The organism is Corynebacterium auris, assembly GCF_030408575.1.
Classification (GTDB): Bacteria; Actinomycetota; Actinomycetes; order Mycobacteriales; family Mycobacteriaceae; genus Corynebacterium; species Corynebacterium auris.
The window spans coordinates 103,248-129,135 of record NZ_CP047047.1 but is presented as its reverse complement, the minus strand read 5'-3'; the positions used below and the strand labels follow the sequence as shown (position 1 = coordinate 129,135).

The window sequence follows — 25,888 nt, the reverse complement described above, 5'->3', positions numbered from 1 at the left end:
AGACGGAAAGTAGAGTTACACGACGTGACAGCACCTGAAACAGACCACCAGCCGAAGCCGGGCGGGGCCACGAAGGCGGGCGGGAGGGCGTCGTCAAGCTTTGCGGGCCTTGCCGCGATCTCCGGGCTCCTTGCGTTCCTCTGCTTCGTGCTCACCCCCCTGCTCCCCGTCAACCAGGTCCAATCCTCGCTGAGCTGGCCGCAGGGCGGCACCCTGAACTCGGTGAACGCGCCGCTGATCTCGCTGGCGCCCGACGAGATCGAGGTCACCGTCCCCCTCTCCGCGATCGACTCGCTGCGCGAGGGGCAAAGCATGATCGTGGGCACCCTGCCGGAGACCTCCACCGAGGCCTTCGACCGCGGGATGTTCATCACCTCACCCGACGGCGGGATCGTGGTCAACTCCGTCAACGAGGTGCTCTTCGAGCTCACCCCGGAACAAGTCGCCGAACTCCCCGACGACGCCGAGGTCGTGGTCACCGCCACCAGCGAGGGCACCGCCGTCGAAGTCCCCGGCACCTCGTACTCGGAGGAGGGCGAGGAGGACCTGCGTCCCCAGGTCACAGGCATCTACACCGAGCTCGAGGGGGACGCAGCCGCGCTTATCGACGGCGGACTCAGCGCCCAGGTCCAGATCAACTCCCGGTTTACCTCGACCCCCACCGCCGCGAAGATCGCCGCGATGGTGCTCGGCGCCATCTCCGCTCTTGTCGCCCTCTACAGCCTGTGGCGCCTCGACCGGCTCGACGGGCGCCGCTGGCGCTTCTTCCCCCGCACCTGGCGCACCTTCACCCCCCTCGACGCCGTGGTGCTGGCGGTGCTCGGCTTCTGGCACGTGTTCGGCGCCAACACCTCGGACGACGGTTACCTGTTCACCATGGCGCGGGTGGCCAACGAGTCCGACTACATGGCCAACTATTACCGCTGGTACGGCGTGCCGGAATCGCCCTTCGGCTCCCCCTTCTACGACCTTCTGGCGCTGTTGGCCAAGGTGTCCGGGGCGTCGGTGTGGATGCGCCTGCCCACCCTCATCGCAGGCATTTTGATCTGGTGGATCCTCTCGCGCGAGATCCTGCCGCGCCTGGGGGAGGCCATCGGGCAGCGCCGGATGGCGTACTGGACCGCCGCCTTCGTGTTCCTCGCTTTCTGGCTGCCCTACAACAACGGCACGCGCCCGGAGCCGATCATCGCCCTCGGGCTCATCGCCACCTGGGCCGCCTTCGAGCGCGCCATCGCCGCCCAGCGCCTCTTCCCCGCGGCGGTGGGCACGCTGCTCGCCGCGTTCACCCTGGCCTGCGGGCCGACGGGCCTGGCCGCGGTGGGTGTCTTCCTCATCTGCCTGCCGGCGATTTTCCGCACGATGCACCGCCGGTTGATCTACGCGCCCTGGGTGTCCTACATCGGCGTGTTCCTCGGGGTGGGCACAGCCGTGATGATCCCGGTCTTCCACGATCAGACCCTCGCCGCCGTCATCGAAGCCACCGCCGTGCGCGCCGAGGTCGGCCCCGCCCTCGAGTGGTACGCGGAGCCGGCGCGCTACTACACCCTCTTCCAGGAATCGGTCGACGGCTCGATGACGCGCCGCTTCCCGGTATTCATCCTGCTGTTTGCCCTCGCGCTGATCCTGTGGGCGCTGGCTCGCTTCGGGCGCGTGCCCGGCGCCACGCGCGCACCGGTTCAGCGGCTCGTGGCCATCATCGTCCTGAGCGCCTTCTTCTTCATGTTCACCCCGACGAAGTGGACCCACCACTTCGGCATCTTCGCCGGCGTCGGTGGCGCGGCCGCGGCGGTCGGCGCGGTGGTGCTCAGCGCCGTGGCGCTGCGCTCGGCGCGCAACCGCACCCTCGCGATCGCCGCCGTGCTGTTCCTCATGGCCTTCACCCTGGGCGGCTGGAACGCCTGGTGGTACGTGTCCTCCTTCGGCGTGCCGTGGTGGGACCGCACGGTGCAGCTGCGCGGCATCGAGGCGAACACGGTCATGCTCGCCATCGCTCTCGTGGTGCTCATGATCGGGGTGGTCCAGGGCCTGCGCCGCGACGGCGCGCTCAGCCCCGGCGAGCGCAGCCGCTGGGCGGGTGTTATGTCCGCCCCGATTGCCGTGATGTCCATCCTCATGGTGGCGTTTTCGTGCCTGACCTTCCTCAAGGCCTTCATCGACCAGGCCCCCGCGTACTCGGTGGGGATGGGCAACGTCGCATCCTTCGGCGGCAACGTGTGCGCCCTCGGCGGTGACGTCGTTTTGGAGACGGACACGAACGATTCCTTCCTCACCCCCGTCCGCGGCGTCCCCCTCGGGCGCTCGCTGGACGCCGGGGAGCAGCGCGGTTTTACCCCGGACGGCGTGCCCGCCTACATCGTCTCGGAGGCGGACAACGTGGCCACCTCCGACCCCCGCACCACCGTCGACGACGGCGCAGCCGCTGCGGTCGCGCCCGCGGATAACACCGCGACGGGCCCCGGTGACGGCGGCGGACAGGCCGACAACGCGGCCCAGCCCTCGGACGCCTCCGAGCAGGAGCAGTCCACCACCCGCACGAACACCCAGGGCAACAGGCCCGAGCACCTGCGCGGTGTCAACGGCTCGACCGTGCGGCTGCCGTTCAACCTGGACTACACGCGCGTGCCGGTGCTGGGTACCTTCTCCGACGATCCGATGGGCTCCGCCTACATCGAGACCTCCTGGTACGAGCTGCCCGCGGCCCGCGACAACGCCCCGCTGCTGGTTACCTCCGTGGCCGGGCGCATCGCCCACCACGACATCAACGGGGTGGAGCAGGACGGCAACGAGCTCATGCTCGAGTACGGCACGCGCTCCGGCGACGGCACCGTCGAGGTTCTCGGCGAGGTGGAGATGCTCGACCAGGGCCCGACCCCCTCGTGGCGCAACCTGCGCTACCCGCTCGCCGACCTTCCGGCGGAGGCCGACGTGGTGCGCCTCGTCGCCGAGGACACCTCCCTCAAGCGGGAGGACTGGCTGGCGCTGACGCCGCTGCGCATTCCCACCCTGGCCCCGCTCGGCGAGGTTCTCCCGAGCGACGAGCCCGGCCTGCTCGACTGGGCCGTGGCCTTCCAGTACCCCTGCCAGCGCACCTTCAACCACTTCGCCGGCGTGACCGAGATCCCCGAGTACCGCATCATGCCGGACGCCCCCGGTAAGGAGCAGCTCTCCGGGTTCATGGACTTCCTCGGCGGCGGCGCCCTGGCCACCGCCGAGGCCGTGAGCCACTCGTACGAGATCCCGGGCTACCTCGTAGGTGACTGGCAGCGCGACTGGGGTTCCGTGGCCCGCTACGAGCGTCGCCCGAACTCCGTGGGAGAGGAGCCGGAGGTGGCGACCATCGACCACGAGGAGGTGACCCGCACCGGCTGGTGGACCCCCGGCCCGATGAAGATCCGCGACCCCAACGCGCCCTAACCCGCGCGCGCGGCGCTCAACCCGCCACGGCGGTGTCGGGCGCCGCGTTAGAGTGGTGGGCATGAAAGACCTTTTTGAGTTTGTCAACGGCCGCTGGGTCGAGAGCCACACCATTCCCGCTGACCGTGGCATCGACGGTGCCTTCTACGCACTGCGGGACCAGGCGGAAAAGGACGTCCACGCCCTGCTGCAGGACGGCGTCGGCCGCGGCGGCGACCTTTTCTTGTCCTTCATGGACACCGAGGGCGTCAACGGCGCCGGGCTGGCCCCACTCGAGGAGGACCTGGCCCGCCTTGCCGCCAAGGATGTGGAGGAGTTCGCGGCTAACCTCGGCACGCTCGAACGCGAGGGGGTCGGCGCGCCGCTGACCTACTGGGTGGAGAAGGACTCGCAGGGGGAGAACTCCGTGGCCTACCTCGTGCAAAGCGGGCTGGGGCTGCCCGACGAGGCCTACTACCACTCCCCCGAGCACGCCGAGACGCTGGAGAAATACGGCCACCACGTGGAGCGGATGCTCGGGTTCCTCGACCCCTCGCACCTGTTCGGGTTGAGCCCAGAGATCGCGGCTAAGCGCATCGTGTCCCTGGAGACGCAGCTGGCGCACAGCCACTGGGACGTCGTGGCAGCGCGCGACGCGGTGGCCACATACAACCCGGTGGAGTTTAAGGAGCTGCCGCCGATCATCCAGACGCTGCTCGGCGCCTCGGGGTTGCAGGAGGGCCGGGTAATCAACATGATGCCCACGTTCACCGACGAGCTCGCGGGCATGCTGCGCCCCGAGGCGCTGGCGGACTGGCAGTTGTGGGGCGCGTGGAACATCCTGCGCGCGCGCGCCGGCGTGCTGCCGGAGGAGGTCGGCCGGGCCAACTTCGAGTTTTACGGCACCGTGCTCTCGGGCGCGACCCAGCAGCGCGACCGCTGGAAGCGCGGCGTGGGGCTGGCGGAGTCGCTGGTGGGTGAGGAGATCGGCCAGGGCTACGTCGACAAGCACTTCCCCCCTGCCTCCAAGCAGCACATGCTTGAGCTGGTGGACTACCTGGTGCGCGCCTACCACGAGCGCATCTCCGCGCTGGAGTGGATGGGCACCGGCACGCGCGAGCGCGCGCTGGCGAAGCTGGGGCAGTTCAACGCCAAGATCGGCTACCCCGACCGGTGGCGCGACTACTCGGGGCTGGAGTTTTCCCCCGAGGGCGCGGACCTGTTGAGCAACGTGCGCCGCGGCGCGGCCTTCGAGCACGCCTACCAGATTGACAAGATTGGTCGGCCCGCCAACCGCGACGAGTGGGTGACCACCCCGCAGACGGTCAACGCCTTCTACAACCCGGTGGTCAACGACATCACCTTCCCGGCTGCGATCCTCCAGCCGCCGTTTTTCAACCCGGAGGCGGACGCGGCCGAGAACTTCGGCGGCATCGGCGCTGTGATCGGCCACGAGATCGGCCACGGCTTCGATGACCAGGGCTCGCGTTACGACGGCCTGGGTAACCTCAACTCCTGGTGGACCGACGAGGACCGCGATCGCTTCGACGAGCTGACCGCGAAGCTGGTGGAGCAGTTCGACGGCCTCATCCCCACCGTCCTCGAGGGGCGCGAGGACATCGGCGGGGTCAACGGCAAGTTCACGCTCGGCGAGAACATCGGCGACCTGGGCGGGCTCGGTATCGCGGTGGTGGCCTACAAGCTCTACCTGAAGGACAAGGGCCTTGACGACGGCCCGGCGCTGCCCGTCGCCGATGTCGAGGGCGAGTACACCGGCTTCCAGCGCCTCTTTTTGTCCTGGGCGCGGGTGTGGCGCTCGAAGGTGCGCCCGGAGATGGCCGCGCAGCTGCTGGCCATCGACCCGCACTCGCCGAACGAGTTCCGCTGCAACGTCATCGCCGCCAACGTGCCGGAGTTTTACCAGGCGTTTGACGTCGAGGAGGGCTCGCGCGTGTGGGTCGCCCCCGCAGACAGGGTGACCATCTGGTGAGAAAGCCGCTGGAAAAGGGAGCGCCCGACGCGGCCTACCCGGAGAACGTCCAGGGCGACGCCGCCTTCAACGTCGGCGGCGTCGAGCGTCTGCTCCCCGATGCCCTGCAGCTGGAGCAGATCTGGTCGTACATGCAGGCCACGTACCCGGTCGAGGGCGAGCCCTCCGATACGTACCTGGCTCTTCTGCCCGACCGGCTGACGCACGCCGCGATGCTCATGCTCGGCTCGGCGGTGGACCACGCGATGCCGGGCGTGGCCTTCCCCGGCGACGTCCGCGTCGAGGAGACGGACCTGGGCGTGGTGTTCACGCCCTCGACACCGAGCGGGGCGTGGGCCGTCTCCTGCGCCCCCGAGCTGGGGCCGAAGGCGCGCGAGCACGCCTGGCGCCCCGAGGTCGCCGGCGCGGCGGAGTTGTCCGGGGCGCGGATTATAGACGTCGATACGCCTGGCGGCGCCGCAGCCGCCGTCGCCTCCGCCCGCGAGCACGGTGCGACCCGCGTCACGCTGTGGGGGCTCGGCTGGCTTGCCGCGGCCGACGCCGACGCGACCGTGCTCACCTTCCCCTCGCGGGGCGGCGGCGCTGACTACGTGCAGCACCGCGAGGACTACTTCACCCGCGGCTTCGTCTCCACACCCGAGCAGGCGCGGCGCCGGGTGCGCGACGTCGCGGAGTTTTTGCGGCGCGGGGCCTCACCCCGCGGGCCCCACTAGAGGTCCAGGATCGAGTCGGCCTCGCTGAACTCCTCGGGCGCGGGCTCCTCGACCTCGCAGAGGGTGAGCTTCGCGCCGGTCGCGTCGGCGGCGAAGAGGAGCGGGCCGAAGGGGCTGGCCGCAGGACCGGCGGTGACGGTGCCGCCGAGGCCCTGCACGCGGCTTGCGGCTGCGGCGACGTCGGGCACGCCGAGGAAGGCGTCCCAGTAGCCGGCCATATCCCGGAAGCGTTCCTCGTTGGACAGGTCGCGCAGGCCGAGGAAGGGGGCGCCGTCGCGCAGCGCGATGTAGTAGTCGGCGCTGTAGCGGACCTCCCAGTCGAGCAGCTCCCCGTAGAAGTCGATGCACTCCTTCGCGCTGCCGGCAGCGACGTACTCGTGCCACACAGCCGTACCGGGCTCACCGGCGGCGATGAACTGCTCCTCGCCCGCTGGGCGGATCAGTCCGAACATGGCGCCGGAGGGGTCCGCGCACAGGCTCATCTCGCCGAGGGCGACCTCGGAGCTGGCCAGCACGGTTCCGCCGAGCCTCTCCACGGCCGCGCGGTCGCGCGCCAAGTCCCGGGTGAAGAAGTAGACGACCCAGGTGTCGGTGGCGGTGGCGGTGGCGCCGTCGCGCTGCGGAATGAACCCGGCGACCGGCAGCCCCTCTTTGCGGGCGATGCGGTAGGCGTCCTCGGAAATGTCCCACCCGAGCAGGCGGGAGTAAAAGTAGGTGGACTTCAGCGGCTGGGAGGTGGCCAGGTCTATCCAGTAGGGCATGCCTTCCACGGCCTCGAATGCGGGCATTTACAGGTTCCTCCACTTTTCCGGGTCGAAGTCGTCGTTGGCTGTCCGTTCGTCGAAGTAGTCCTCCCCATCAGCGCCCGCCACCACGATGACGGTGGCGCCGGAGACGGTGACCGTGTCGGCGTCGTGAAGCGAAAAGCCCCGGGAGGTGACCACCTCCCCGTTGACCGCAACCTCGCCGGCGCTGATGAGCTCCTTGGCGTGGCCGCCGGTCTCGGCGAGGTTGGCGAGTTTGAGGAACTGGCCGAGCTTGATCGACTCTCCGCTGATGGCAACGTCCATGCGCACCAGCTTAGCGGGCAGGTAAAGTCGCCCCCATGTATCCCGCCGGACGCTGGTACCTGCCCGACAACCACCCGGAGGCCGACGCGCGGCACCTGGCGACCTGGGGTCTGGTGCGCGAGTTCAACGCGCTGGCGAACACGGACCCGGCGCGCTCGCGCGAGCTGCTGTGCGGGATGTTTCCCGCCAGCGAGTCCCTCCCCGAGGTGTGGGCTCCACTGCACCTCGAGTTCGGCGTGAACACGCGCTTCGGCGCGGGCTGCTACATGAACTTCAACTGCACCATCCTGGACATCGCGCCGGTCACCATCGGCGCGCGCTGCCTGTTCGGCCCGGGCTGCCAGCTCATCACCGTCGACCACCCGGTCGCCGACCACGTCAAGCGCGCCGAGGGCTGGGAGAAGGCGGAGCCCATCACCATCGGCGACGACTGCTGGTTCGGCGCGGGCGCGATGGTCATGCCCGGGGTGAACGTGGGTGAGCGCTGCGTCGTCGCGGCGGGCGCGGTGGTCACGCGCGACCTGCCGGCGGGTTCGCTGGCCGCGGGGGTGCCCGCCGTGGTCAAGCGCGCGCTCTCCCCGGAAGGCTAGCGTTCCGCCTGGTCAACGGGCATAATGTTGAGCGTATCGATGTTGACGTGCCCCGGCAGGCTGGCCACCCAGCGGATCGCCTCCGCGACGTCGTCCGCCGTGAGGTTGAGCTTGCCCTCGTAGACGGCGCTGGCGCGCGCCGCATCGCCGGAAAAGCGGTTGAGGGAGAAGTCGGTTTTCACCCGGCCCGGGTCGATCTCCGTGACGCGGATGCCGTTGTCCGCCTCCTCCCGGCGCAGCGCGCGGGTGAGCCCCCGCAGCCCGTACTTCGCGGCGTTGTAGCCGGAGCCGCCTTTGTACGCGTCGGTGCCAGCGACGGAGCCGATGTTGATCACCAGCCCCCGCGACGCCTTGAGCTGCGGGTACAGTGCCTTGATCACGCGCGCGGTGCCGAAGACGTTGGTCTGGTACATCCACTCCCAGTCGGCCTCGCTGGCGTCGCGCAAAAAGTCCAGCCCCTTCGCGCCGCCCGCGTTGTTGACCAGGAGATCGACGCGGTCGAGCTTTTTCGCAAGCTTGTCGACGCTCCCCTGGTCCGTCACGTCAAGCTCCACCGCAACTCCCCCGATCGCGCTGGCGACCCTTTCGCAGAGCTCCAGCCTCCGCGCCGCCACGTACACCGTCCACCCGTCCTGCGCCAGCGCCCGCGCGGCCGCCTCCCCGATGCCCGCCGAACCGCCGGTGACTACTGCAACTTTGCTCATGCCCTGCGAGTCTACGACGGATACACCTGCCGCATGGTGATGTTGATGCGTCCTTCCGCCACCCCCGTGTGCTCCGGTCCTGTGCCGGGGCGCGGCGCGCTCACGCCGTGCTTTGCCCGGCGCGCCGGCCCGCCGAACACGAGCGCGTCGCCGGACATGAGCACCACTTTGTGGCCCTCGATGCGGAAGGTGGTTTCCTCGCCGATCGAGAGGCTCACCACCGGGTTTTCCGCCTCCTCCTGGGCGTCGACGTGGTCCCCCATCCCCGCGCCCGGCGGGTAGAAGTTCACCAGGGCGGTCTCCACCGTCATGGGGGTCAGCACAGGGTCGAGCTTGCGCGCCTCGGCGATCACCGCGTCCGCGATCGCCTGGTAGTTCTCCGGGATGGGCGGGACCTGCGCGCCGTCCACGTTCTGGGTCAGGCGGTACGGGTTGGTGGCCCAGAACCAGCCCAATGACATCAGGTAGGCCTTCATCTGGTGCTGGCCCACCTGGGGGCGGCGCATGGCAACCGGGGTGCCGGCGACGCCGCGGGCAATCGAGCGCGCCTGCTCCACCAGCTGCGCCTGGGTGTCCGGGGAGAGGAAGGAGGGCAGGTGGACGACGCCTTCGGCTAAGCGGCTCGGGGGTCGGGGGAGGTCTGTGGCGTCGAAAAGCATGCTCACAGGCTACCCTCGGTGCCATGGAGAACAAGGTAAACATCGTCGCGGTCGTGGCCACGATCGCCGCCGTCGTGGCCGCGGCTTTCCTGCTTTCCGAGGGCAACTGGCTGGGCCCGCTCGTGGCCCTGGCGGCGTGCCTTGTGGCGCTCTTCGCCGCCCTCCGCGGCAGCAATTACCGCAGGTAGAACGTGTCCACCACCTCGTAGCGCGGCCCGCCGCCGCGGCCCTGGCCCAGGTGCGACTCCACGAGCGCGACTTCGTCCGCGGTGAAATCGGGGCCGCGGTAGACACTCAGGGCGTGGGCGTGGTCGGCCATGAGCCAGCCGTCGCGGCCCCGGGCGACGGTCACGTGCGCGCGCTGGCGGTGGCGCTCGGCGGGATCGAGCAGGCAGTCCGCCATCAGATCACGCAGGTGCTCCTTGTCCCCGCCCACGCCGACCCACAGGGTCCGGCTGTTGAAGCACCCCGCCCCGGCAAGGTGCAGGGTGAGCGGGCGGCGGAAGGCGGTGGCCTGCGCCAGGGCGTTGCTGACGCGGCCCGCGTCGTTCGGCTGGTCGCCGTAAAAGGCCAGCGTGATGTGCCAGTTATCGGGCTCCGTCCAGCGCAGCTCTCGGCCACGCAGGGGACGCAGGGCTGTGACCAGGTGCTCCCGTGCGGCGTCGGGAAGCAAAATCGCCGCGAACAACCTTTTCATGCCTAGCGAGGCTACCCCACGGCACACAAGCCGCATTTCCCCAGGAAGTTGTTTGAGGCGCCGGAAAACACCCGCCGCAACAACTCTGCAACAACTATTGTTGCCGGGGGTGCCAAAAAGCGCCATACCTGCACCTCAGCGAGTTGTTTGGAGTTGTTTTACCGCCCAACTACTCCGATCCACTTCGTCCGCGGGCCGCGTTGAGGACCCGAAGGATCAATCCGCGCCACTCCGTCCTGGCGCAACTGCCTGAGCAGCTGAGTGACAGTGGAGCGTTCAAGCCCAAGCGCCTCTGCTGCATCTGCGGCGTACACCGGCTCCCCCTGGGCGAGCTTGGAACGCAGCCACTCGATCGCGGGAACACTCGGCAGGTCATCATCCGCAGTTGACTCGGCGGGTGTGGCCACCGCCGCCCCCGCCGCCCATTCGTGAGAACCGCCCAGTCGCTTCACAATCCCGTGTTCCTGGAGGGTTTCCATCAGCTCGGCGGCCTCGGGAGCCGACACTTGGGTGAGCGATTCCACCTGCGCTCGGGTAATGCGAGGCGCATCCCACAGACGCTTCAGCACAATGAGCGTATTGACGTTTGACACCACTTCCGCTGGCACAGTTGCCTCCAGCTTGTGCAGCATAGTGATGAACCCGACGTCCGGCGTGCCAGCGGACAGGATGACCTCCACAAAAGTATCCTCGGCGCGCACCACTGGGACGTCGCGCCCAGAACCGATCATCGCCGACCACATTCGGTCGAACCCACGGGAGGATTCTTCCGCCAGACCCAAAGCACGCATCGCTGCCATCAGGCGGCTATTGCGGGGTACGGATTGCGTCGTCAGCAAGTGCTCTTTGTCCACACCTGGCGGAAGCGATCCCGGCGACCAGATCTTGAGCGTTCGCGGAGACTGGTCAACGACCACAGGACGGCTGAGCTGCCAATCCCGGTGAATGAACGCGTTGGTGACAGCCTCATCGATCGCCTGAGCGGGAAAGCGCGGGATTGCTGTTTCCTGCCCATCGGCAAAATGCACCCGCTCAATCTCTTGCGAGGCGCGCTCCCCGATCAATCGGCGCAACTGCGGTAAGGCCACGATGAGAGGCTGGCTGATCTCCGTCACTTGCGGGTCCGCCCCAACAATGGGGCGCCACAGGTACTGAACCGTCAGGGACGGAGGCTCCGCCGCCCGCAGGAGAATGTCGGCCGCCCGTTTCAGACTTTGTCCGTCCCCATGCACCAAACCCAGCTCGCGGAGCAACCCAATAGTTGTGCTCGGGGCGAAGGAGGTGCCGTCGGTACGGCTTCGCTTCGCCCTGACCAGACGTCGCGCTTCATCGATGACCGCCAGCTCCAGGTCCTCGACCGCAAAAGGCGATGCGCCGTTGGAGTAATCGGGGTTTGCTCGCTCGCGGGCGATAGCTGTGCGTTCTTGCTCGCTGAGCGTCTCGCAGTCTGTGTGCCGCCTTCGCTTTGCGCGGCCATCGGTGCGCGTATACAGGCTCAAGGCCTCCGGTACGCGGATGACCACGAGCCGTTTGCCGCGGAAATCGACGGCCGACGCTTCCACTCTGAGATTCGGTCTCGTTCCCCCGAAGATCTTTCTCTCGATCCAGTCGGTGTCGAGGTCGGTGCCGGTAAAACCATCGGGGCCGCCCACCTTGTCACTGATGCCCACGACGATATGCCCCGTTGCAGCTTCGCCGTTCGCGAGGCATATCGCCTCGTCGATAAGCTTCTCCGTAAGTGCCGCGGCGGGGTTTCCTCCGATTTTTTTGCCGTGGGAGCTGTGCACCGTGCGGCTCGGGTCCTCTTTGATCTCAACTGTTTCGGACTCAACCTCGCCTGCCGGGCTCCCCAGCCAGATCGTCTCGAGTGCCTCCTCGAGTTCTGGCGGTAGCTGCGCCCTGTAGCGGCTGCCCGCTGCGTACTCCATGGCGCAAAGTCTACAGACCACAGCCTGCATTTCCCCAGGAAGTTGTTTGAGGCGCCGGAAAACACCCGCCGCAACAACTCTGCAACAACTATTGTGGCCGGGGGGTGCCAAAAAGCGCCATACCTGCACCTCAGCGAGTTGTTTGGAGTTGTTGGCGCTACCCTGTCATTGATGCTTCCCTTCGGCCTCGCCGCCATTGGAGATGACCTACCCGTCTCCGCGGCGAGCGGCGATCTGGCTGCCCTGAGCCCCTGGTCATCGAGGGCCCCTGGCCGTCGGGGCCCCGCCCGGCACCGGCCGCAGCCGCGTAACCCACAACGGCGGGATTCACGCATCCAATCTCCGTCGGTGGGCTACTTCTCAAGCGGGCCTAACAACACGAATAGCGCCAGGCCTCGCCCCCCATAGCCTGCCACCTTCCCACTACGGACGACCCCTGCGCGAAATGGAGACTCCATGCAAAAACGATGGACAGCAATAATCGCAACGATCGCACTGGCCGTCCACATCCCCATCACCAGCGCCGCGCAAACACAAACAGCGACACTGACGGTCTCGAATTCTTCCACCGAGACCCTCACCATGACTGGACATGCTCTCGGCACTGATCCATCCGGTGCCGTAGAAGGGAGCTCATCGTGAAAGGCATTCGTCTGTCCGTATTTGTGCTGGTCCTCGTCGTCAGCTGCCTTGTGATCGCGTATTCCGAGTCCCCCGGTCATCCCGGCGCCCTCATTGGTTTTGCTGGTCTTGTCGTCGCAGGAGTTTTGGCGGTTCTCCACTTTCTGCCCAAGCGGGACACCGAAGTAGCGCCCCGCCTGACGGCCTCGGAAGTTGATGCACTGCGAAACGTCGCCGACCGCGAAGGTGAAGCGAGCGCCATGAGACAACTGCGCGAAAACCACCCGCACGTCAGCGTCGTACCCGCCAGGGCTGCTGTGCGCGGGTTCGTCCGTTAGCGTGATGCATCCGTGACTTCCGACGTGGGGCCTCACGATTGTGTGAGGCGGCCCGCCTACCTTGATGAGCGGCTCGCACAAGCCTCGCCGGATCCTTCTCTCCCCCGGCAGGGCCGTACCAGCCCACCGACTACCCTGTTCCCCATGCACCCTTTCAACCTGGACGCCATCGGCGCGGGTTTGCCGGTCAGCCGGGTCATCGGTGACCTGCCCAAAGAGGGCCCCCTGGTCGTCGAGGCCCCGCCCGGCACCGGCAAGACCACGCTCATCCCCCCGGCGGTGAGCAACCTGAAGGGGAAAACACTGGTCACGGCCCCCCGGAGGGTGGCGGTGCGCGCCGCCGCGAACAGGCTGAAACAACTGGACACCCAACCGGGGACAAACCGGGTGGGCTACTCCATCCGCGGCGAGCACACGCCGGGCGAGCTGGTGGAGTTTGTCACTCCGGGCGTGCTGCTCAACCGGCTTATCAAAGATCCCGGCCTCGAGGGCGTTGGCGCCGTGGTCATCGACGAGGTGCACGAACGCCAGCTGGACACCGACCTGGTCCTGGCCATGTGCATGGAGCTCGCGGTCCTGCGCGAGGACTTCTACCTGGCCGCCATGTCCGCCACCCTCGACGCCCAGACGTTTGCGGCGAACATGGGCGCGCGCATCCTCAGCACCGAAGCGGTGACCCACCCGCTGGAGGTGAGCTACGCGCCGCACCCGGGGCGCACCGAGGGCACCCGCGAGTTCTACCGGCACGTCGCTGAGCTGGCCCAACGCGGCACCCAAAGGACGCTCGTGTTCGTGCCCGGCGCGCGGGAGGTTGACCTTGTCTGCCAGCACCTGGATGACGCCGCCCCGCTGCATGGGCGCCTCGGCAGCGCGGAGCAGGACGAGGCACTCAACGGTGGCGCCCGGGTGGTCGTGGCCACCTCCATCGCGGAGTCCTCGCTGACGGTGCCGGGGGTGCGCCGCGTTGTCGACGCGGGCCTTGCGCGCGTGCCCCGGCGCGACGCCGCCCGCAACATGACGGGCCTGGTCACGGTCTCGGCGGCGAAAACTAGCGCCGACCAGCGCGCGGGCCGCGCCGGCCGCCTCGGCCCCGGGGAGGTGGTACGCGCCTATTCGCACACCGACTACCAGCACTTCCAGGCCGACATCGCCCCGGAGATCACCACGGCGGACCTCACCGCAGCGGTGCTGACCATGGCGGCGTGGGGCTCGCCGGACCTGCCCCTTCTCACCGCGCCGCCCGAGCCCGCCCGGCGCGCAGCCGCCGAGACGCTTCGCCTGATCGGGGCCCTCGACGGCGCCGGCGCCATCACCGGCCTGGGCGAACAGCTCGCCCGCATGCCCGTGGACCCGCGCCTGGGCGCGGCACTCGTGCGGCACGGCTCGGGGGCGGCGCCGACTGTCGCCGCGCTTGCGGAGGGGATGAGCGGGGACATCAGCACCGCGCGGGCATCGAAGCGCCAGGTGGACAGGCTGGCCACGCTGGTCCGCCAGACGCCGGCCGTAGCCGCGGGAGACGTCATCGCCACCGCCTTCCCCCAGTGGGTGGCGCGCCGCGTCGGCGAGGAGTACCTGCTGGCCAGCGGCACGCGCGCCCGCCTCGGCGTCCCGCTGGGCGCGCCCGAGTGGATCGCGTGCGCCGAGGTGCAGCTCACCCGCGGCGGCGCCGTCATCCGCTCGGCCGCCCCCATCGAGTTCCCGGAGCACATGGTCACCGCCGAAACGAGAGCTTCGCTTATCGACGGCTCCGTCCGCGCCCGGAAAGTCACAGCCGTTGGCGCGATCGAGCTGACCTCCACCCCGATACGCCTCGACCCGGCCGACGCCGCCGAGGCGTTGCAGGGGGTCGGATTCGCCGATTTCCACCTCGACGAGGCGGCGCGCGAGCTGAAGGAACGCCTCGACTTCCTGCACGAGGTCCTCGGGGAGCCCTGGCCGGATGTGGAGCAGGGCGACTACTCGCCGGAGGTGGCCAGGTTGGCGGAGGGGGCGTCGATAAGCGAGCTCGACATGCGCGCCGCGCTCATGCGGCAACTGCCCTGGCCCGAGGCCGCGCGCCTCGACGAACTCGCGCCCGCCCGGCTCGAGGTGCCCAGCGGCTCGCACCCGCGCGTCAGTTACGCCACCGGGCGCCCCGTCGTGCGCGTCAAGCTGCAGGAGTGCTTCGGACTGGCGGAAAGCCCCACCGTCAGCGGCGTGCGGGTGCTGTTCCACCTGCTCTCCCCCGCCGGGCGCGAGCTGGCGGTGACCGATGACCTGCGCAGCTTCTGGGACGGGCCCTACCAGGATGTCCGCAGGGAAATGCGGGGGCGCTACCCCAAGCACCCCTGGCCCGAGGACCCGTGGACAGCGGTAGCCACTGCGCGGACGAAAAAGCGAATGTGAGGCGCTTTACCCCCGCTATTTATTTCCGGCGCGAAAAAGCCGCCCGGAAACGCCCGCGGCGCACCACGGCGCCCGCTACCCTTGGCCCATGGCCACCACCCCGAGGACACACACCGACCCGGCCGGGATCCCGCTCGGCGGCATGAAGATCGGCACCGCCTCCGCCGGGTTGCAGATCGAGGGCTCGCCGCAGCCCAGCAACTGGAGCGAATGGGCAGCCGCCGGCAACATCGCCGACGGCACCACCCCCGAGCCCACCACCGACCACTGGCGGCGGTGGCGGGAGGACAACGAGCTCATGGAGCGCCTCGAGTACCCCATCGCCCGCGTCGGCGTGGAATGGTCGCGCGTGGAGCCGCACCCCGGGGAGTTCGACGAGCAGGCTCTGGCCCGCTACGCGCAGGAGTACCGCGACCTGAAAAGCAGGGGAATCGAACCATTGGTCACCCTCCACCACTTCGGGCAGCCGCTCTGGCTGGAGCGCCGCGGCGGGTGGACCAGCCCGGAGGTCGTCGCCCTGTACCTCCGCTACGTCAACCGGGTGCTCGACGAACTCGGCGACATCGTCAGCGACTGGGTGACCATCAACGAACCCAACGTCTTCGCCACCGAGGCCTACCTCTTCGGCTCCACCCCACCCGGCCGCGGCGGCTACCGCGCCGTGCGCACCTGCCTGCAGAACATGGCCGCGGCCCACCTGCAGGCCTACGAGCTCATCCACGAGCGCGTGGATAACGCGAAAGTGACCTTCGCCCACCACAAGCGCGTCTTCGCCCCCGCCAACCGGGCGAACCCGCTGCACCGGGCTCTCACCCCGCTGGTGGAATACCTCTTCCAGGGCGCGCTGGAGAAGGCCTTTTACCGCGGCGTGTTCGACCCCGTCCTCGGGCGCCCGCGCGCCCTGCCCGAGGGATTCACGCCCGAGGGGGTCTACGCCGACGCCATCGCCATCAACTACTACTCGCGCACCGCGGTCAAGGGGCTAAACGACGCCACATTCCCGAACCGCCCCACCAACGACCTCGGGTGGGAGATCTACCCGCGCGGCATTGTCGAGGTCTCCGCGCCGCTCGCCCGCGAGTACGGGCTGCCCATCTGGATCACGGAAAACGGCACCGCCGACAACAGCGAGTCCTTCCGCTGCGGCTTCGTCCTCGACCACCTGGAGGAGCTCGCCCGCCTCAACGCGGGCCTGCCCTCGCGCGACGGCGCCGAGCAAAAGGCCGCGCCCGTGGAGCGCTACTACCACTGGTGCTTCGTGGACAACTGGGAGTGGTCCGAGGGCATGGCGCAACACTTCGGTGTGGTGGCGCTCGACGACAACCTCGACCGCCACGTCAAGCCAGCCGGCTACATGCTGCGCGACCTCAACCGCGCGGGCGCCATCACGCCCGAGATCGAGGCGACCTACCGCGAGCCCACGGCCAAGAACACCCTGGGCGCGGAGTAGGCGGGGCCGGCGCCATGGCAACAACCGTCGCGCAGCGCGAACCGGGGGCGTTTTTCCGCAAGTTCGCGCTGGCCTACTTCGGCACCTGCCTCGTGTGGGTCGCCCCCTCCCAGCTCCTTCTGGCCAACCAGATGATCGCGGTGCGCCCCGACGACTACGAGGGCGCCCTCGCGCTGCTGATGATCTGCGGCGGTGCCACCGCGGTGGTGGCGAGCCTGGTCGTCGGCCTGATCTCGGACCGCTCGCGGCTGTCCAACGCCTCTGGGATGGCGCGGCGCTGGGGCAAGCGCTTCCCGTGGATCCTCCTTGCGGTCCCGTTGGCGTCGATAGGCATGCTCGCGATGTCCACAACCCCCGGCTACTGGCCTTTGGTGGTGCTGTGGTGCCTGGTGCAGTGCTTCGTGGCCTTCATGACGAACAACCTGTTCACCATCACCGCCGACGTGGTGCCGCAAAAGCGCTTCGGGGCGATCTCGAGCGTGTTGGGCGTGACCTACGTCCTCGGGCTCGTCGGTGGCACAGCGGTGGCCAGCCTCGTGGACCTCACCTGGGCCTACATCATCATCGCCGCCGTGTTCCCCTGGCTGGTGATCCAGCTGGGCTTCGGGCGCGGCGCCATCGACCCGGCAGTGCACCACTCCACGCTCGACCAGCAGGCGGAGCTCGGTGCCCTCGTCTTCAGCAGCGGCGGCGGCACCGACGGCGACGAAAACGCGACCGAAGCCCTCCCGGCGGGTGCCTACCGCAACTACTGGACGGTCTTTGTCACGCGCTTTGTCATGCACGCCACGCAGTACACCGCGCTGTTTTACCTGCTGTACTACCTGCGCGACCACATCGGTGTGAGCGACCCGGACACGTGGGTGCTCATCCTCACCGTCGTTTTCGCCGCGGTCACCATGGCCGCCGCCGCGGTGACCGGCGTGCTCTCCGACAGGCTGGAAAGGCGCCGCGTGTTCCTCATCGTCGCCGCCCTGACCATGGGGCTGGCCACCGTCCTCATGACCTTCGCCGCGGGCGTTGGCACCGTGGTGGTGGCCGCCGCCGTGCTGGGCCTGGCGTGGGGTTTGTGGTCCGCGGTGGAGCAGGCCACCATCAACGAGTCACTGCCGTCGAAGCTCAATCGCGCCCGCGACGTCTCCATCATGACCCTCGCCCAAGGCATCGCGAACATGCTCGCCGGCCTCCTTGCCGCCACGGCGCTGCGCTTCCTCGGCGGCTACCCCGGCCTGTACCAGGCGTGCACCGTCGCCTGCGTCCTCGCGGCCGCGCTCGCGCTGACGATCCGCTCCTCGCGGTAGGTGGCGCGCTTCCCACGGGCACGCCTCTGGACTGAGGAGAAGCCTCGACCCGCCCCTGAGCGTGGGAGCCGCCGAGCTACCGCTGCCGGAGTGGCCGCGGTGCGCTTCCCGCACGCCTCCGGCTACCCCTTGAACTGGCCGGTTACACCCGGCGCGAGGTTCGTGTACACGTGCTTGTGTTCCTGGTACTCGGCAAGCCCGGTGGGGCCCAGTTCCCGGCCGTTGCCGGACTGCTTCATTCCTCCCCACTCGGCCTGCGGCAGGTAGGGGTGGAAGTCGTTGATCCAGATGGTGCCGTGGCGCAGCTTGCGCGCGACGCGCTCCGCCTTCCCGGCGTCGGTAGTCCACACAGCACCGGCCAGCCCGTACTCGGTATCGTTGGCAATCTCGACCGCCTCCTCCTCGGTGGTGAAGGTCTCGATGGTCACCACGGGCCCGAATGCCTCGTCGTGGACGCAATCCATCTCGCGGGTGCAGTTGTCCAGGATGGTGGGCAAGTAGTACACCCCGGCGGTGAGGTCGGTCTCGCCTGTGCCGTGGCCGCCCGTGTTGTCCTCGGCGGTGGGTGTACGCCCTCCGGTGAGCACCTTTGCGCCCTGCTCGCGGGCCGTATCTACGTAGGCGGCGACCTTGTCGCGGTGTGCGGACGAGATCAACGGGCCGGTCTCGGCGACGCTGTCGCGCGGGCCCCCGATCTTGATCAGCGCGGTGCGCTTGGCCAACTCCGCGACGAACGCGTCGTGGATGCTTTCTTCCACAACGATGCGCGAGCCTGCCGAACACACCTGCCCGGAGTGGAAAAACCCTCCGGTCATGGCGTTGTCCACGGCCGTGTCGAAATCCGCGTCGGCGAAGATGACGTTGGGGTTCTTTCCGCCCAGTTCAAGCGCCGCGCGCTTGACGGTCTCGGCGGCGTTTTTCGCAATGATCCTCCCGGTCGCCAGCCCGCCTGTGAAGGAGACCATGTCCACGTCCGGGTGCTGGCTCAGCGGGTTGCCGCAGGCCGCGCCCGCGCCGGTGATGAGGTTGCCCACCCCGGCGGGCAGGCCAGCGCGCTCCAAGATGGTCATAAGCATCATCGCGGTGTGCGGGGTGAGCTCGGCCGGCTTGAGCACGAAGGTGTTGCCGGCCGCCAGCGCCGGGGCGACCTTCCAGCTGACCTGCAGCAGCGGGTAGTTCCACGGGGTGATGAGGGCGCACACGCCCACGGGTTCCGCGTCGATACGCGAACGCACCGTGTCGCTGCCCGGGTCCACCACCCTGCCCGCCTCGTGCGAGGCGAGGGTGCCGAAGTAGTCGAAGGCGCCCGCGATGTCGTCCATGTCGATCAGGGATTCCGCGTAGCGCTTCCCCGTGTCGGCCGACTCCGCGGCGGCCAGTTCCTCGGAGTGCTCACGGATCATCTCGGCGACGCGCAGGAGCAGTTTGCCGCGCTCCATGGCGGGCACGGCCGACCACTCGCCCTTGTCAAAGGCCTCGCGCGCGACCTTGATCGCGCGGAGTGTGTCCTCCTCGCCTGCCTCTGAGACGGCTCCGACGGTCGAGCCGTCCGCGGGGTTGACGATGGTGCGGGTCTCGCCGCTTGACGCGGCCTGCCACTCGCCGCCGATAAAGAGCGACGCCGGGGCGCCATCTGTGAGGGTGCCGCGCAGCAGCTCTGACGTCGGATCGATAAGAGGGGTCAAAATTAAGTACTCCAGTCAGTCCGGGGTTGATCGGTATGGCACGTCCTGCCACACCACTCCAGGGTACGAATCGGGCCGGTTACGCGTCCTCGGACCACTCGCGAGCGGGCTCCACCCCGTCCGTGACGTCGGAGGTGCCGGGCAGATCACGTTGGATGTGCAGGAACTCGAGGTGTCGCTCGTAGAGGTCGAGCACGTTGTTGATCAGTTGGTTCTGTGTGTACCCGAAGACGTCGTAGCCCAGCGATCCCGTCCGGTCGAACACCTCCAGGCGGTAGTACACCTCCCCGTCGCCGGCGTTGCGCGTGAACGAGGGCACTGGATACTCCACCGGATAGATCTGGTAGCGGAAGTCCTGCTCAGTGCCGAGCGCCACGGTGAGGTCGAGCTGGGACACGCCCAGACCAGCGACGGGGCTGCTGACCAGCACAGCCTCGATGCCCTGCTTTTCCAGCTCGTCCGTGACCTGCTCGAGGGCTGGCCTGCCCACGCGCTCCAGGTACTCCTGGGCGTGGCTCGCGCTGGGCCACGTGGAGGCGCGGCGCAGGCGCTGGCGCCAGCTCTGGGGCTGGCCGTCCGTGCCCGTCCGGCCCGACATCGCGCCGTGCAGGGAGACCAGGCGCGCGTCATTCTGGGACGCCTCGAGCCGGAAGCAGCGCACCAGGCCGAGCATGATGCCATACATCACAAAGGCGAAGGGCAGGCCCATGACCACCGTCGCGGACTGGACGGTGGCAACGCCGTCGATCTGCAGGAGCACTACCGTCAGCACGCCGACGAGTACAGACCAGAAAATGCGGGAGATGATCCCGCCGTCCTGGCGGCTGTCCGTAATCCGCGAGGTAAAGTTGGACAGCACTAGGGCGCCGGAGTCGGCCGAGGTGATGTAAAGCAGCAGGCCAATCAGCGTGGCCAGCCCGATGAGGAAGGTCGCTCCGGGGTAAGCCGCGAGCAAGTCGTAGAAGCCTTGCTCCGGGGCGGCGACGGTGGTCTCGCCGAAGGCGGTGTCCCTTTCATTGATCACTCGGTCAAGTGCGGAGTTACCGAAGAAGCTCATCCAGGCGAGGATGAAAAGAAACGGGATGGTGAGCACGCCGACGACGAACTGGCGCAGCGAGCGCCCTCGCGAGATGCGGGCCAGAAACAGGCCTACGAAAGGCGCCCACGCGACCCACCACGCCCAGAAAAACAGCGTCCAGCTGGATAGCCAGGCGTTGACCGCCTCCTGGTCCTCGGCGTAGGCGAACGTCTGCATGGTCATGCTCGGGAACCTGGAGATGTAGTCTCCGATGTTCATAACCAGCGCGTCAAAGAGGAAGGCGGTCTTTCCGGCGAAAACCACCCATGCCATGAGCAGGAAGGCGAGCAACACGTTAATTTCGCTGAGCATTTTAATGCCCTTGTCCACCCCGGAGACGGCGGAGAACATCGCGACGATCACGCTCACCGCTACCAGCGCGATCTGCGCAGCCACCGTCTGCTCGATGCCGAACATGAGCTTCAGCCCGTAGTTGAGCTGCACCACGCCGATACCCAGCGAGGCGGTGATGCCGAAGACGGTGCCGAGCACGGCCGCGATGTCGACGGCATCCCCGATCGGGCCGTGGATCCGCTTGCCCACGAGCGGTGCGAGCGCACTGCGGATCGCCAGAGGCATGTTGAGCCGGTAGGCGTAGTAGCCGAAGGCCATCCCCATCAGGGCATACATTGCCCACCCCGTGATGCCGTAATGAAACAGTGCCCACACAACGGCCTGTTCGGCGGCCTCGCGCGACTCCGGAGTGAGCGTTGGCGGGGCGAGGTACTGCGTGACGGGCTCCGCCACGGAGAAGAACATCAGGTCCACGCCGATGCCCGCCGCGAACAGCATCGCCGCCCAAGAGAAGAGGCGGAACTGGGGGCGCGAATGGTCGGGGCCAAGGCGGACGGAGCCGACCCTCGACAGCGCCACCCAGATCACGAACACAACCACGACCGTGCTGGTAAGGATGTAAAACCATCCGAGGTTGGTGGAAATCCACTCGGTCACCAACTCCAACGTCTCCGCGGCGTCTTCGCGCGCGATCCACGCCCACAGCACGACGGCCAGCACGCCCGCAGCTGCAGTGACGAATACGGGCCAGTTGACTTTCGGGGCCTCCACGGCGCCCGGCGTGTAGGCATCGGCACTGCCGACACGGTAGGACCCGATGATCACCTCCGGCCGGTTATCCGGTTGCGCACGGCTGATTCCCTCGCCTACAGGCTGCTCTCCCTCAGGCCTTCCCATACGTGTTCCCCGGCTCCTTACCTCAGCGCGGTGGCGGACCGCGCGCAAATGTGTAAACGCTACCCGTCCCTCCCGCGGCGGTACCGGGGACTTGGGCAGCCTGCGACCTTTCAACGGTACACAAACGCCAGCGCAGGAAAACAGAGGACACAGGTTTTTTCACCAGGAGCTGGGGCGCCGCCAGGAATATCGACCGTTCGGCCACGTCAACGGCGTATCTGGTAGTGTGGGCCGCCGTGCGCGATGCCGATGATTGAACGGCGTCCGCTTTTTGCTCTCACGAGAGCGCGCCGGCCGCTGCAGGATGCCCCGGCTACCACGTGATGAAGGGAAGAAAAAAACTGATGGCGTTGAGGGGTTTTCTGTCCTCCGTTTTCACCAAAATCCACAACGACACTGAGGGTGAGACCGTGGAGGATCGCCGCCGCGACGTGGTAATTGTCGGCGGCGGCTCCGCGGGTTCAGTCCTGGCCAACCGCCTGAGCGAGGACGCGGACACGCAGGTGATGGTGCTCGAAGCGGGCCGCATGGACTCCCTGTGGGAACTGTTCATCCACATGCCCTCCGGCTTTTCCTTCCCCATCGGCAACAAGCGCTACGACTGGATGTACGAGACCGAGCCGGAACCCGAGATGAACGGCCGCCGCGTCCCCCACGCCCGCGGCAAGGTCCTCGGCGGTTCCGGCTCCATCAACGGCATGATTTTCCAGCGCGGCAATCCCATGGACTACGAGAAGTGGGGGGCTCTTCCCGGCATGGGCAACTGGGATTACGCGCACTGCCTGCCCTACTTCAACAAGATGGAGACAGCTAAGGCCGCCGACCCGAACGACCCGCGCCGCGGCCACGACGGCCCGCTCTACCTCTCCCGCGGGCCGGCCACCACTCCCCTGTTCCAGGCGCTGTTCAAATCCGTGCAGGAGGCGGGTTACCACCTGACCAACGACGTCAACGGCTACCGCCAGGAGGGCTTCGCCCCCTTCGACCGCAACATTAAGCACGGCGCCCGCGCCTCCTCAGCACGCTCCTACATCCACCCAGTGAAGAACCGGAAGAACCTCGACATCCGCACCAGGGCTTTCACCACGCGTGTGCTTTTCGACGGCCACAGGGCCGTCGGCGTCGAATACGAGTGGAAGGGTGCCACGCGCCGCGTCTTGGCCGACAAGGTGATCCTGTGCGGCGGGGCGATCAACACCCCGCAGCTCCTGCAGCTGTCGGGCGTTGGCCCCCGCGAGCTGCTGGAGCAGCATGGCATCGAGGTAGTCAAGGAACTGCCCGGAGTGGGCGAAAACCTGCAGGATCACCTGGAGGTTTACATCCAGTACGAGGTGGACACCCCGCACTCCTCCCAGCCGTACCTGCGTAAGTGGCGCTGGCCGCTGATGGGCCTGCAGTGGCTTTTGACCAAGAAGGGGCCGGTAGCCACCTCCCACTTCGAGGCCGGCGGATTCGTGCGCTCGAACGACGACGAGGACTACCCGAACCTCATGTTCCACTTCCTGCCCATGGCGGTGCGCTACGACGGCACCCCTGCGAAGGTAAAGCACGGTTTCCAGTGGCACGTGGGCCCGATGTTTTCAGACACGAAGGGCTGGGTACGCATCCAGTCGGCCGACCCACACGCCAAGCCCAAGATGTTGTTCAACTACCTCCGCACCGAACAGGACCGCCGCGAGTGGGTCGAGGCGGTCCACAAGGCGCGCGAGTTGATGGCCACCGACGCGATGGCCGAGCACGGCGCCCGCGAGTTCTCCCCCGGCTCGGCCGTTCAGACCGACGAGGACATTCTCGAGTGGGTGCGCAACGACGGCGAGACCGCGCTGCATCCCTCGTGCACCGCGAAGATGGGCCCGGCCGAGGACGAGATGGCGGTCGTCGACCCCGAGACCATGCGGGTCCACGGCACCGAGGGGCTTTACGTGGTGGACGCGTCCGTCATGCCGATCATCACCAACGGCAACATCTACGCCCCCGTGATGATGCTGGCCGAGAAGGCCGCCGACCTGATCCGCGGCCGCGAACCGCTCGCGCCTTTGAACCTGCCTTTCTACCAGGCCAAAAAGGGCATGCCCCTCTACGCCGAGGGCGAGAAGGTACGCGACCACAAGGAGGCGATCCCCGGCGCAGACCACTAGCAGTAATTCCTTGTGGCTTGGTAAGCGCATTATGCCGGGTATGGCCCGACATACGCACCAAGTACGGGCCAGCCGCTGCAGCCGAAACACTGAAGCGTCCTGGTTTCCGTTCCGCTTGCTAAACGCCCAACCACCGAGCGTCTGAGTGTTGGCAGTAGGAGTCCCCCGTCTCCTGTGGAGTGATATACCCCAATGATGCCCACCACCGGTGGGCATACATCGGCCCCGTCTTGTGCAGACCGTTGACCGCTACAACCAACGCGTTGTCGTAGGAGTCGCCGACAGTACTGATAGAGGGCTCAATCCCAGCTTCGCCAAGTGCTTCACCGTAGCGGATCGGCACATACTGAAAGCCACGATCTTCGTGGTGGATAAGCCCTTTTGCACGAAGGACACCAGCGTGAAACAGTTCCAGCAGCAATTCATCGGTGCGCATACTCGCCCGAGTCGCCACACCGGCAATCGCGCGGGAGTACGCGTCAGTGACAAACGCGGTGCAGCCAAAACCCAACAGGGTGCATACATAGGTGATCGCAGCGACCCACAACCGGTGCGGTGCTTGCGCAGTGAAGCCACGGTTAACCGGATCAGGACGACAATCCGGCACGTTGGCCCGACGTGGTGTAATCGATGCGCGCGCATGCCTGCGCCCCCTCAATATCACAACCGATACCCCGGCCGGCGCGCTGCATGGCCTTCCGCATCGGGCGTACCCCGTAGACGCTTCAGGTTGTCCTTGTAGCCCTTCACTAGTTCGGCAATGAGCAGCGCCCCGACATTCTCCTGGCCGGCTGGGCCCTGCGTTCTCCCCGCCCTGCATCCGCGTGATGTGATAAATCCACAGGTAGCCTCGAGCCCGAAGCGATCGCGATACGTATCGGTGTATTCGGTCATCTTCTGGTGGGACGGCCGAGTTCCGTTGCGGAAAAGCTGCCACGGCCTTGGGGTCTCGTTAGCCCTGTGCAGGCGTTTATCGGCTGACTCGCCGGAACTGAACTCGACGTCGTGTGACGGCCTATAAGGCTTAAACCGATTACTCGGCGTGTGCGCGCAGATGCCGAGCTTGTCACCAATCTCTCTAGAATTAATCGGCACCGAACCCAGGACGCTTCAAGGCCACATCGCCTTCGTTTTCCGCCCCTAAAGTTATCGGTCACAGCTGAGAAGAATCACCCGGCTCCAGTTGGCTTCTTTTTACATGCCGGTAATGATCAGCCGCCAAACCAGCAGCCACCAGCATCGCAGCCGAAGCCAAAAGATTTTGGCTTGGTAGCACTAAAATGCCCCCGATTCCCATCAGTACGGAAGCAACCAAGTACAGCTTTGCCATGTTCACCTCACATTCACTCCCCGTCCCTTGATCAAGAGTTGAAGCAGTACTCGGCTACCCCAGCAACGCCGATAATCTCAGCACCGAGGTCACGGAGTGCACCGCCGGTACGCTGTATGCTCGGCCAACTGAAATTGTGCGCCCTCAACTGCGGAACCGCAGCCTTGAGCCCACCAAGCTGCTGAATGTAACGTTTAATCTTGAGGATCTTTGCGACGGGGATCAAAGTTGAACCGATCGCCCACGCGATTGCCCCGGCGCAGGCTGCTTCCGTAGCCCAATATGGAACAACAGTTGTATTGAGATACTTTTCTCGAACCCATTCTGCGGTGGCTTCGTCCCCTTCAGCCAGCACCTCGTCTGGAATCGAATCCACAATGTAGAGGAATTCTTCGACTTGGTCATTGGAAATTCCAAGATCAGTGTGCGCAGCCGTGGGGGTCATCGACGCGGCGTGAGGATTATTGCTTTGAGCCCCGATCGCTGGTGTGTGTGGCGTCAGTAATATCGACGCAGACAACAGGCAAACTGAGACGCGCTTCTTCATGAGAGACCTCCAAGGAAACCTATATGTACAGAGCAATGAAGCCGAACCACACGTTGTGCGGTGGCGCAGTTCCACGGAGC

21 protein-coding genes are annotated in these 25,888 nt (G+C 67.1%); 10 read left to right on the top strand and 11 right to left on the bottom strand.

Annotation, left to right across the window (positions count from 1 at the left end; genetic code table 11):
* Positions 1-24: 24 nt before the first annotated feature.
* The 3 genes from CAURIS_RS00605 (at position 25) to CAURIS_RS00595 (ending at position 6,096) form a co-directional block, all read left to right on the top strand.
* Positions 25-3,414 (top strand): arabinosyltransferase domain-containing protein, encoded by a 3,390-nt coding sequence (locus tag CAURIS_RS00605; RefSeq protein WP_290342310.1) that lies wholly within the window; start codon positions 25-27, stop codon positions 3,412-3,414.
* 61 nt (positions 3,415-3,475) lie between these two features.
* On the top strand, positions 3,476-5,383 hold the full coding sequence (locus tag CAURIS_RS00600) for a M13 family metallopeptidase (protein WP_290342309.1): 1,908 nt from the start codon (positions 3,476-3,478) through the stop codon (positions 5,381-5,383).
* Positions 5,380-6,096, top strand: coding sequence for an alpha/beta hydrolase (locus tag CAURIS_RS00595; RefSeq protein WP_290342307.1), 717 nt, complete (start codon positions 5,380-5,382; stop codon positions 6,094-6,096). The genes CAURIS_RS00600 and CAURIS_RS00595 overlap by 4 nt, the downstream gene beginning before the upstream one ends.
* Here CAURIS_RS00595 and CAURIS_RS00590 read toward each other — a convergent pair.
* Together CAURIS_RS00590 and CAURIS_RS00585 are read right to left on the bottom strand one after the other, a co-directional pair.
* Positions 6,093-6,884, bottom strand: a complete 792-nt coding sequence (locus tag CAURIS_RS00590) for a VOC family protein (protein WP_290342305.1) — start codon at positions 6,882-6,884, stop codon at positions 6,093-6,095. The genes CAURIS_RS00595 and CAURIS_RS00590 overlap by 4 nt on opposite strands.
* A complete protein-coding gene (locus tag CAURIS_RS00585) occupies positions 6,885-7,166 on the bottom strand; it encodes an RNA-binding S4 domain-containing protein (RefSeq protein ID WP_290342304.1) in 282 nt (93 codons plus the stop codon).
* Between the two features lie 35 nt (positions 7,167-7,201).
* Between CAURIS_RS00585 and CAURIS_RS00580 the strand changes: the two genes are divergently transcribed.
* Complete coding sequence (locus CAURIS_RS00580) at positions 7,202-7,756, top strand: sugar O-acetyltransferase (RefSeq protein WP_290342302.1); 555 nt, start codon at positions 7,202-7,204, stop codon at positions 7,754-7,756.
* On the opposite strand, the gene CAURIS_RS00575 is transcribed toward CAURIS_RS00580, so the two are convergent.
* Positions 7,753-8,460, bottom strand: coding sequence for an SDR family oxidoreductase (locus CAURIS_RS00575; protein ID WP_290342301.1), 708 nt, complete (start codon positions 8,458-8,460; stop codon positions 7,753-7,755). The genes CAURIS_RS00580 and CAURIS_RS00575 overlap by 4 nt on opposite strands.
* Before the next feature lie 11 nt (positions 8,461-8,471).
* Positions 8,472-9,119, bottom strand: a complete 648-nt coding sequence (locus CAURIS_RS00570) for an alpha-ketoglutarate-dependent dioxygenase AlkB (RefSeq protein ID WP_290342300.1) — start codon at positions 9,117-9,119, stop codon at positions 8,472-8,474.
* Between the two features lie 23 nt (positions 9,120-9,142).
* Between CAURIS_RS00570 and CAURIS_RS00565 the strand changes: the two genes are divergently transcribed.
* Complete coding sequence (locus CAURIS_RS00565; RefSeq protein WP_290342299.1) at positions 9,143-9,307, top strand: hypothetical protein; 165 nt, start codon at positions 9,143-9,145, stop codon at positions 9,305-9,307.
* Here the strand turns inward: CAURIS_RS00565 and thpR are convergent.
* Both thpR and CAURIS_RS00555 read right to left on the bottom strand, forming a co-directional pair.
* A complete protein-coding gene (thpR, locus tag CAURIS_RS00560; protein ID WP_290342298.1) occupies positions 9,295-9,816 on the bottom strand; it encodes an RNA 2',3'-cyclic phosphodiesterase in 522 nt (173 codons plus the stop codon). The genes CAURIS_RS00565 and thpR overlap by 13 nt on opposite strands.
* Before the next feature lie 158 nt (positions 9,817-9,974).
* Positions 9,975-11,744 carry an RNA/DNA-binding domain-containing protein gene (locus CAURIS_RS00555; protein ID WP_290342297.1) on the bottom strand — a complete coding sequence of 590 codons (1,770 nt, stop codon included), beginning with the start codon at positions 11,742-11,744 and terminating at the stop codon, positions 9,975-9,977.
* A 638-nt stretch (positions 11,745-12,382) separates the two neighbouring features.
* Here CAURIS_RS00555 and CAURIS_RS00550 point away from each other — a divergent pair.
* The 4 genes from CAURIS_RS00550 (at position 12,383) to CAURIS_RS00535 (ending at position 17,839) form a co-directional block, all read left to right on the top strand.
* Positions 12,383-12,703, top strand: a complete 321-nt coding sequence (locus CAURIS_RS00550) for a hypothetical protein (protein ID WP_290342296.1) — start codon at positions 12,383-12,385, stop codon at positions 12,701-12,703.
* A 144-nt stretch (positions 12,704-12,847) separates the two neighbouring features.
* Positions 12,848-15,088 (top strand): ATP-dependent RNA helicase, encoded by a 2,241-nt coding sequence (locus CAURIS_RS00545; protein ID WP_290342295.1) that lies wholly within the window; start codon positions 12,848-12,850, stop codon positions 15,086-15,088.
* An 88-nt stretch (positions 15,089-15,176) separates the two neighbouring features.
* Positions 15,177-16,538 (top strand): glycoside hydrolase family 1 protein, encoded by a 1,362-nt coding sequence (locus tag CAURIS_RS00540; protein ID WP_290342294.1) that lies wholly within the window; start codon positions 15,177-15,179, stop codon positions 16,536-16,538.
* Between the two features lie 14 nt (positions 16,539-16,552).
* Positions 16,553-17,839 carry an MFS transporter gene (locus tag CAURIS_RS00535; RefSeq protein WP_290342293.1) on the top strand — a complete coding sequence of 429 codons (1,287 nt, stop codon included), beginning with the start codon at positions 16,553-16,555 and terminating at the stop codon, positions 17,837-17,839.
* Positions 17,840-17,961: 122 nt separating this feature from the next.
* Here the strand turns inward: CAURIS_RS00535 and CAURIS_RS00530 are convergent, their stop codons facing one another.
* On the bottom strand, positions 17,962-19,524 hold the full coding sequence (locus tag CAURIS_RS00530) for an aldehyde dehydrogenase family protein (RefSeq protein WP_435384010.1): 1,563 nt from the start codon (positions 19,522-19,524) through the stop codon (positions 17,962-17,964).
* A 79-nt stretch (positions 19,525-19,603) separates the two neighbouring features.
* Entirely contained in the window at positions 19,604-21,793 is a 2,190-nt protein-coding gene (gene betT / locus CAURIS_RS00525) for a choline BCCT transporter BetT (RefSeq protein ID WP_290342292.1), read from the bottom strand.
* A 344-nt stretch (positions 21,794-22,137) separates the two neighbouring features.
* Here betT and betA point away from each other — a divergent pair, with 344 nt between their 5' ends.
* Entirely contained in the window at positions 22,138-23,931 is a 1,794-nt protein-coding gene (betA, locus tag CAURIS_RS00520) for a choline dehydrogenase (protein WP_290342291.1), read from the top strand.
* A 118-nt stretch (positions 23,932-24,049) separates the two neighbouring features.
* Here betA and CAURIS_RS11575 read toward each other — a convergent pair whose 3' ends face one another.
* From CAURIS_RS11575 to CAURIS_RS00510, 3 genes are all read right to left on the bottom strand, one after another.
* Positions 24,050-24,751, bottom strand: coding sequence for a DDE-type integrase/transposase/recombinase (locus tag CAURIS_RS11575; RefSeq protein WP_353959267.1), 702 nt, complete (start codon positions 24,749-24,751; stop codon positions 24,050-24,052).
* A 333-nt stretch (positions 24,752-25,084) separates the two neighbouring features.
* The gene (locus CAURIS_RS00515; protein ID WP_290342290.1) at positions 25,085-25,261 is read right to left on the bottom strand and encodes a hypothetical protein; all 177 of its coding nucleotides are present in this window, start codon (positions 25,259-25,261) and stop codon (positions 25,085-25,087) included.
* Between the two features lie 31 nt (positions 25,262-25,292).
* Positions 25,293-25,808 carry a hypothetical protein gene (locus CAURIS_RS00510; protein ID WP_290342289.1) on the bottom strand — a complete coding sequence of 172 codons (516 nt, stop codon included), beginning with the start codon at positions 25,806-25,808 and terminating at the stop codon, positions 25,293-25,295.
* Between the last annotated feature and the right edge of the window lie 80 nt (positions 25,809-25,888).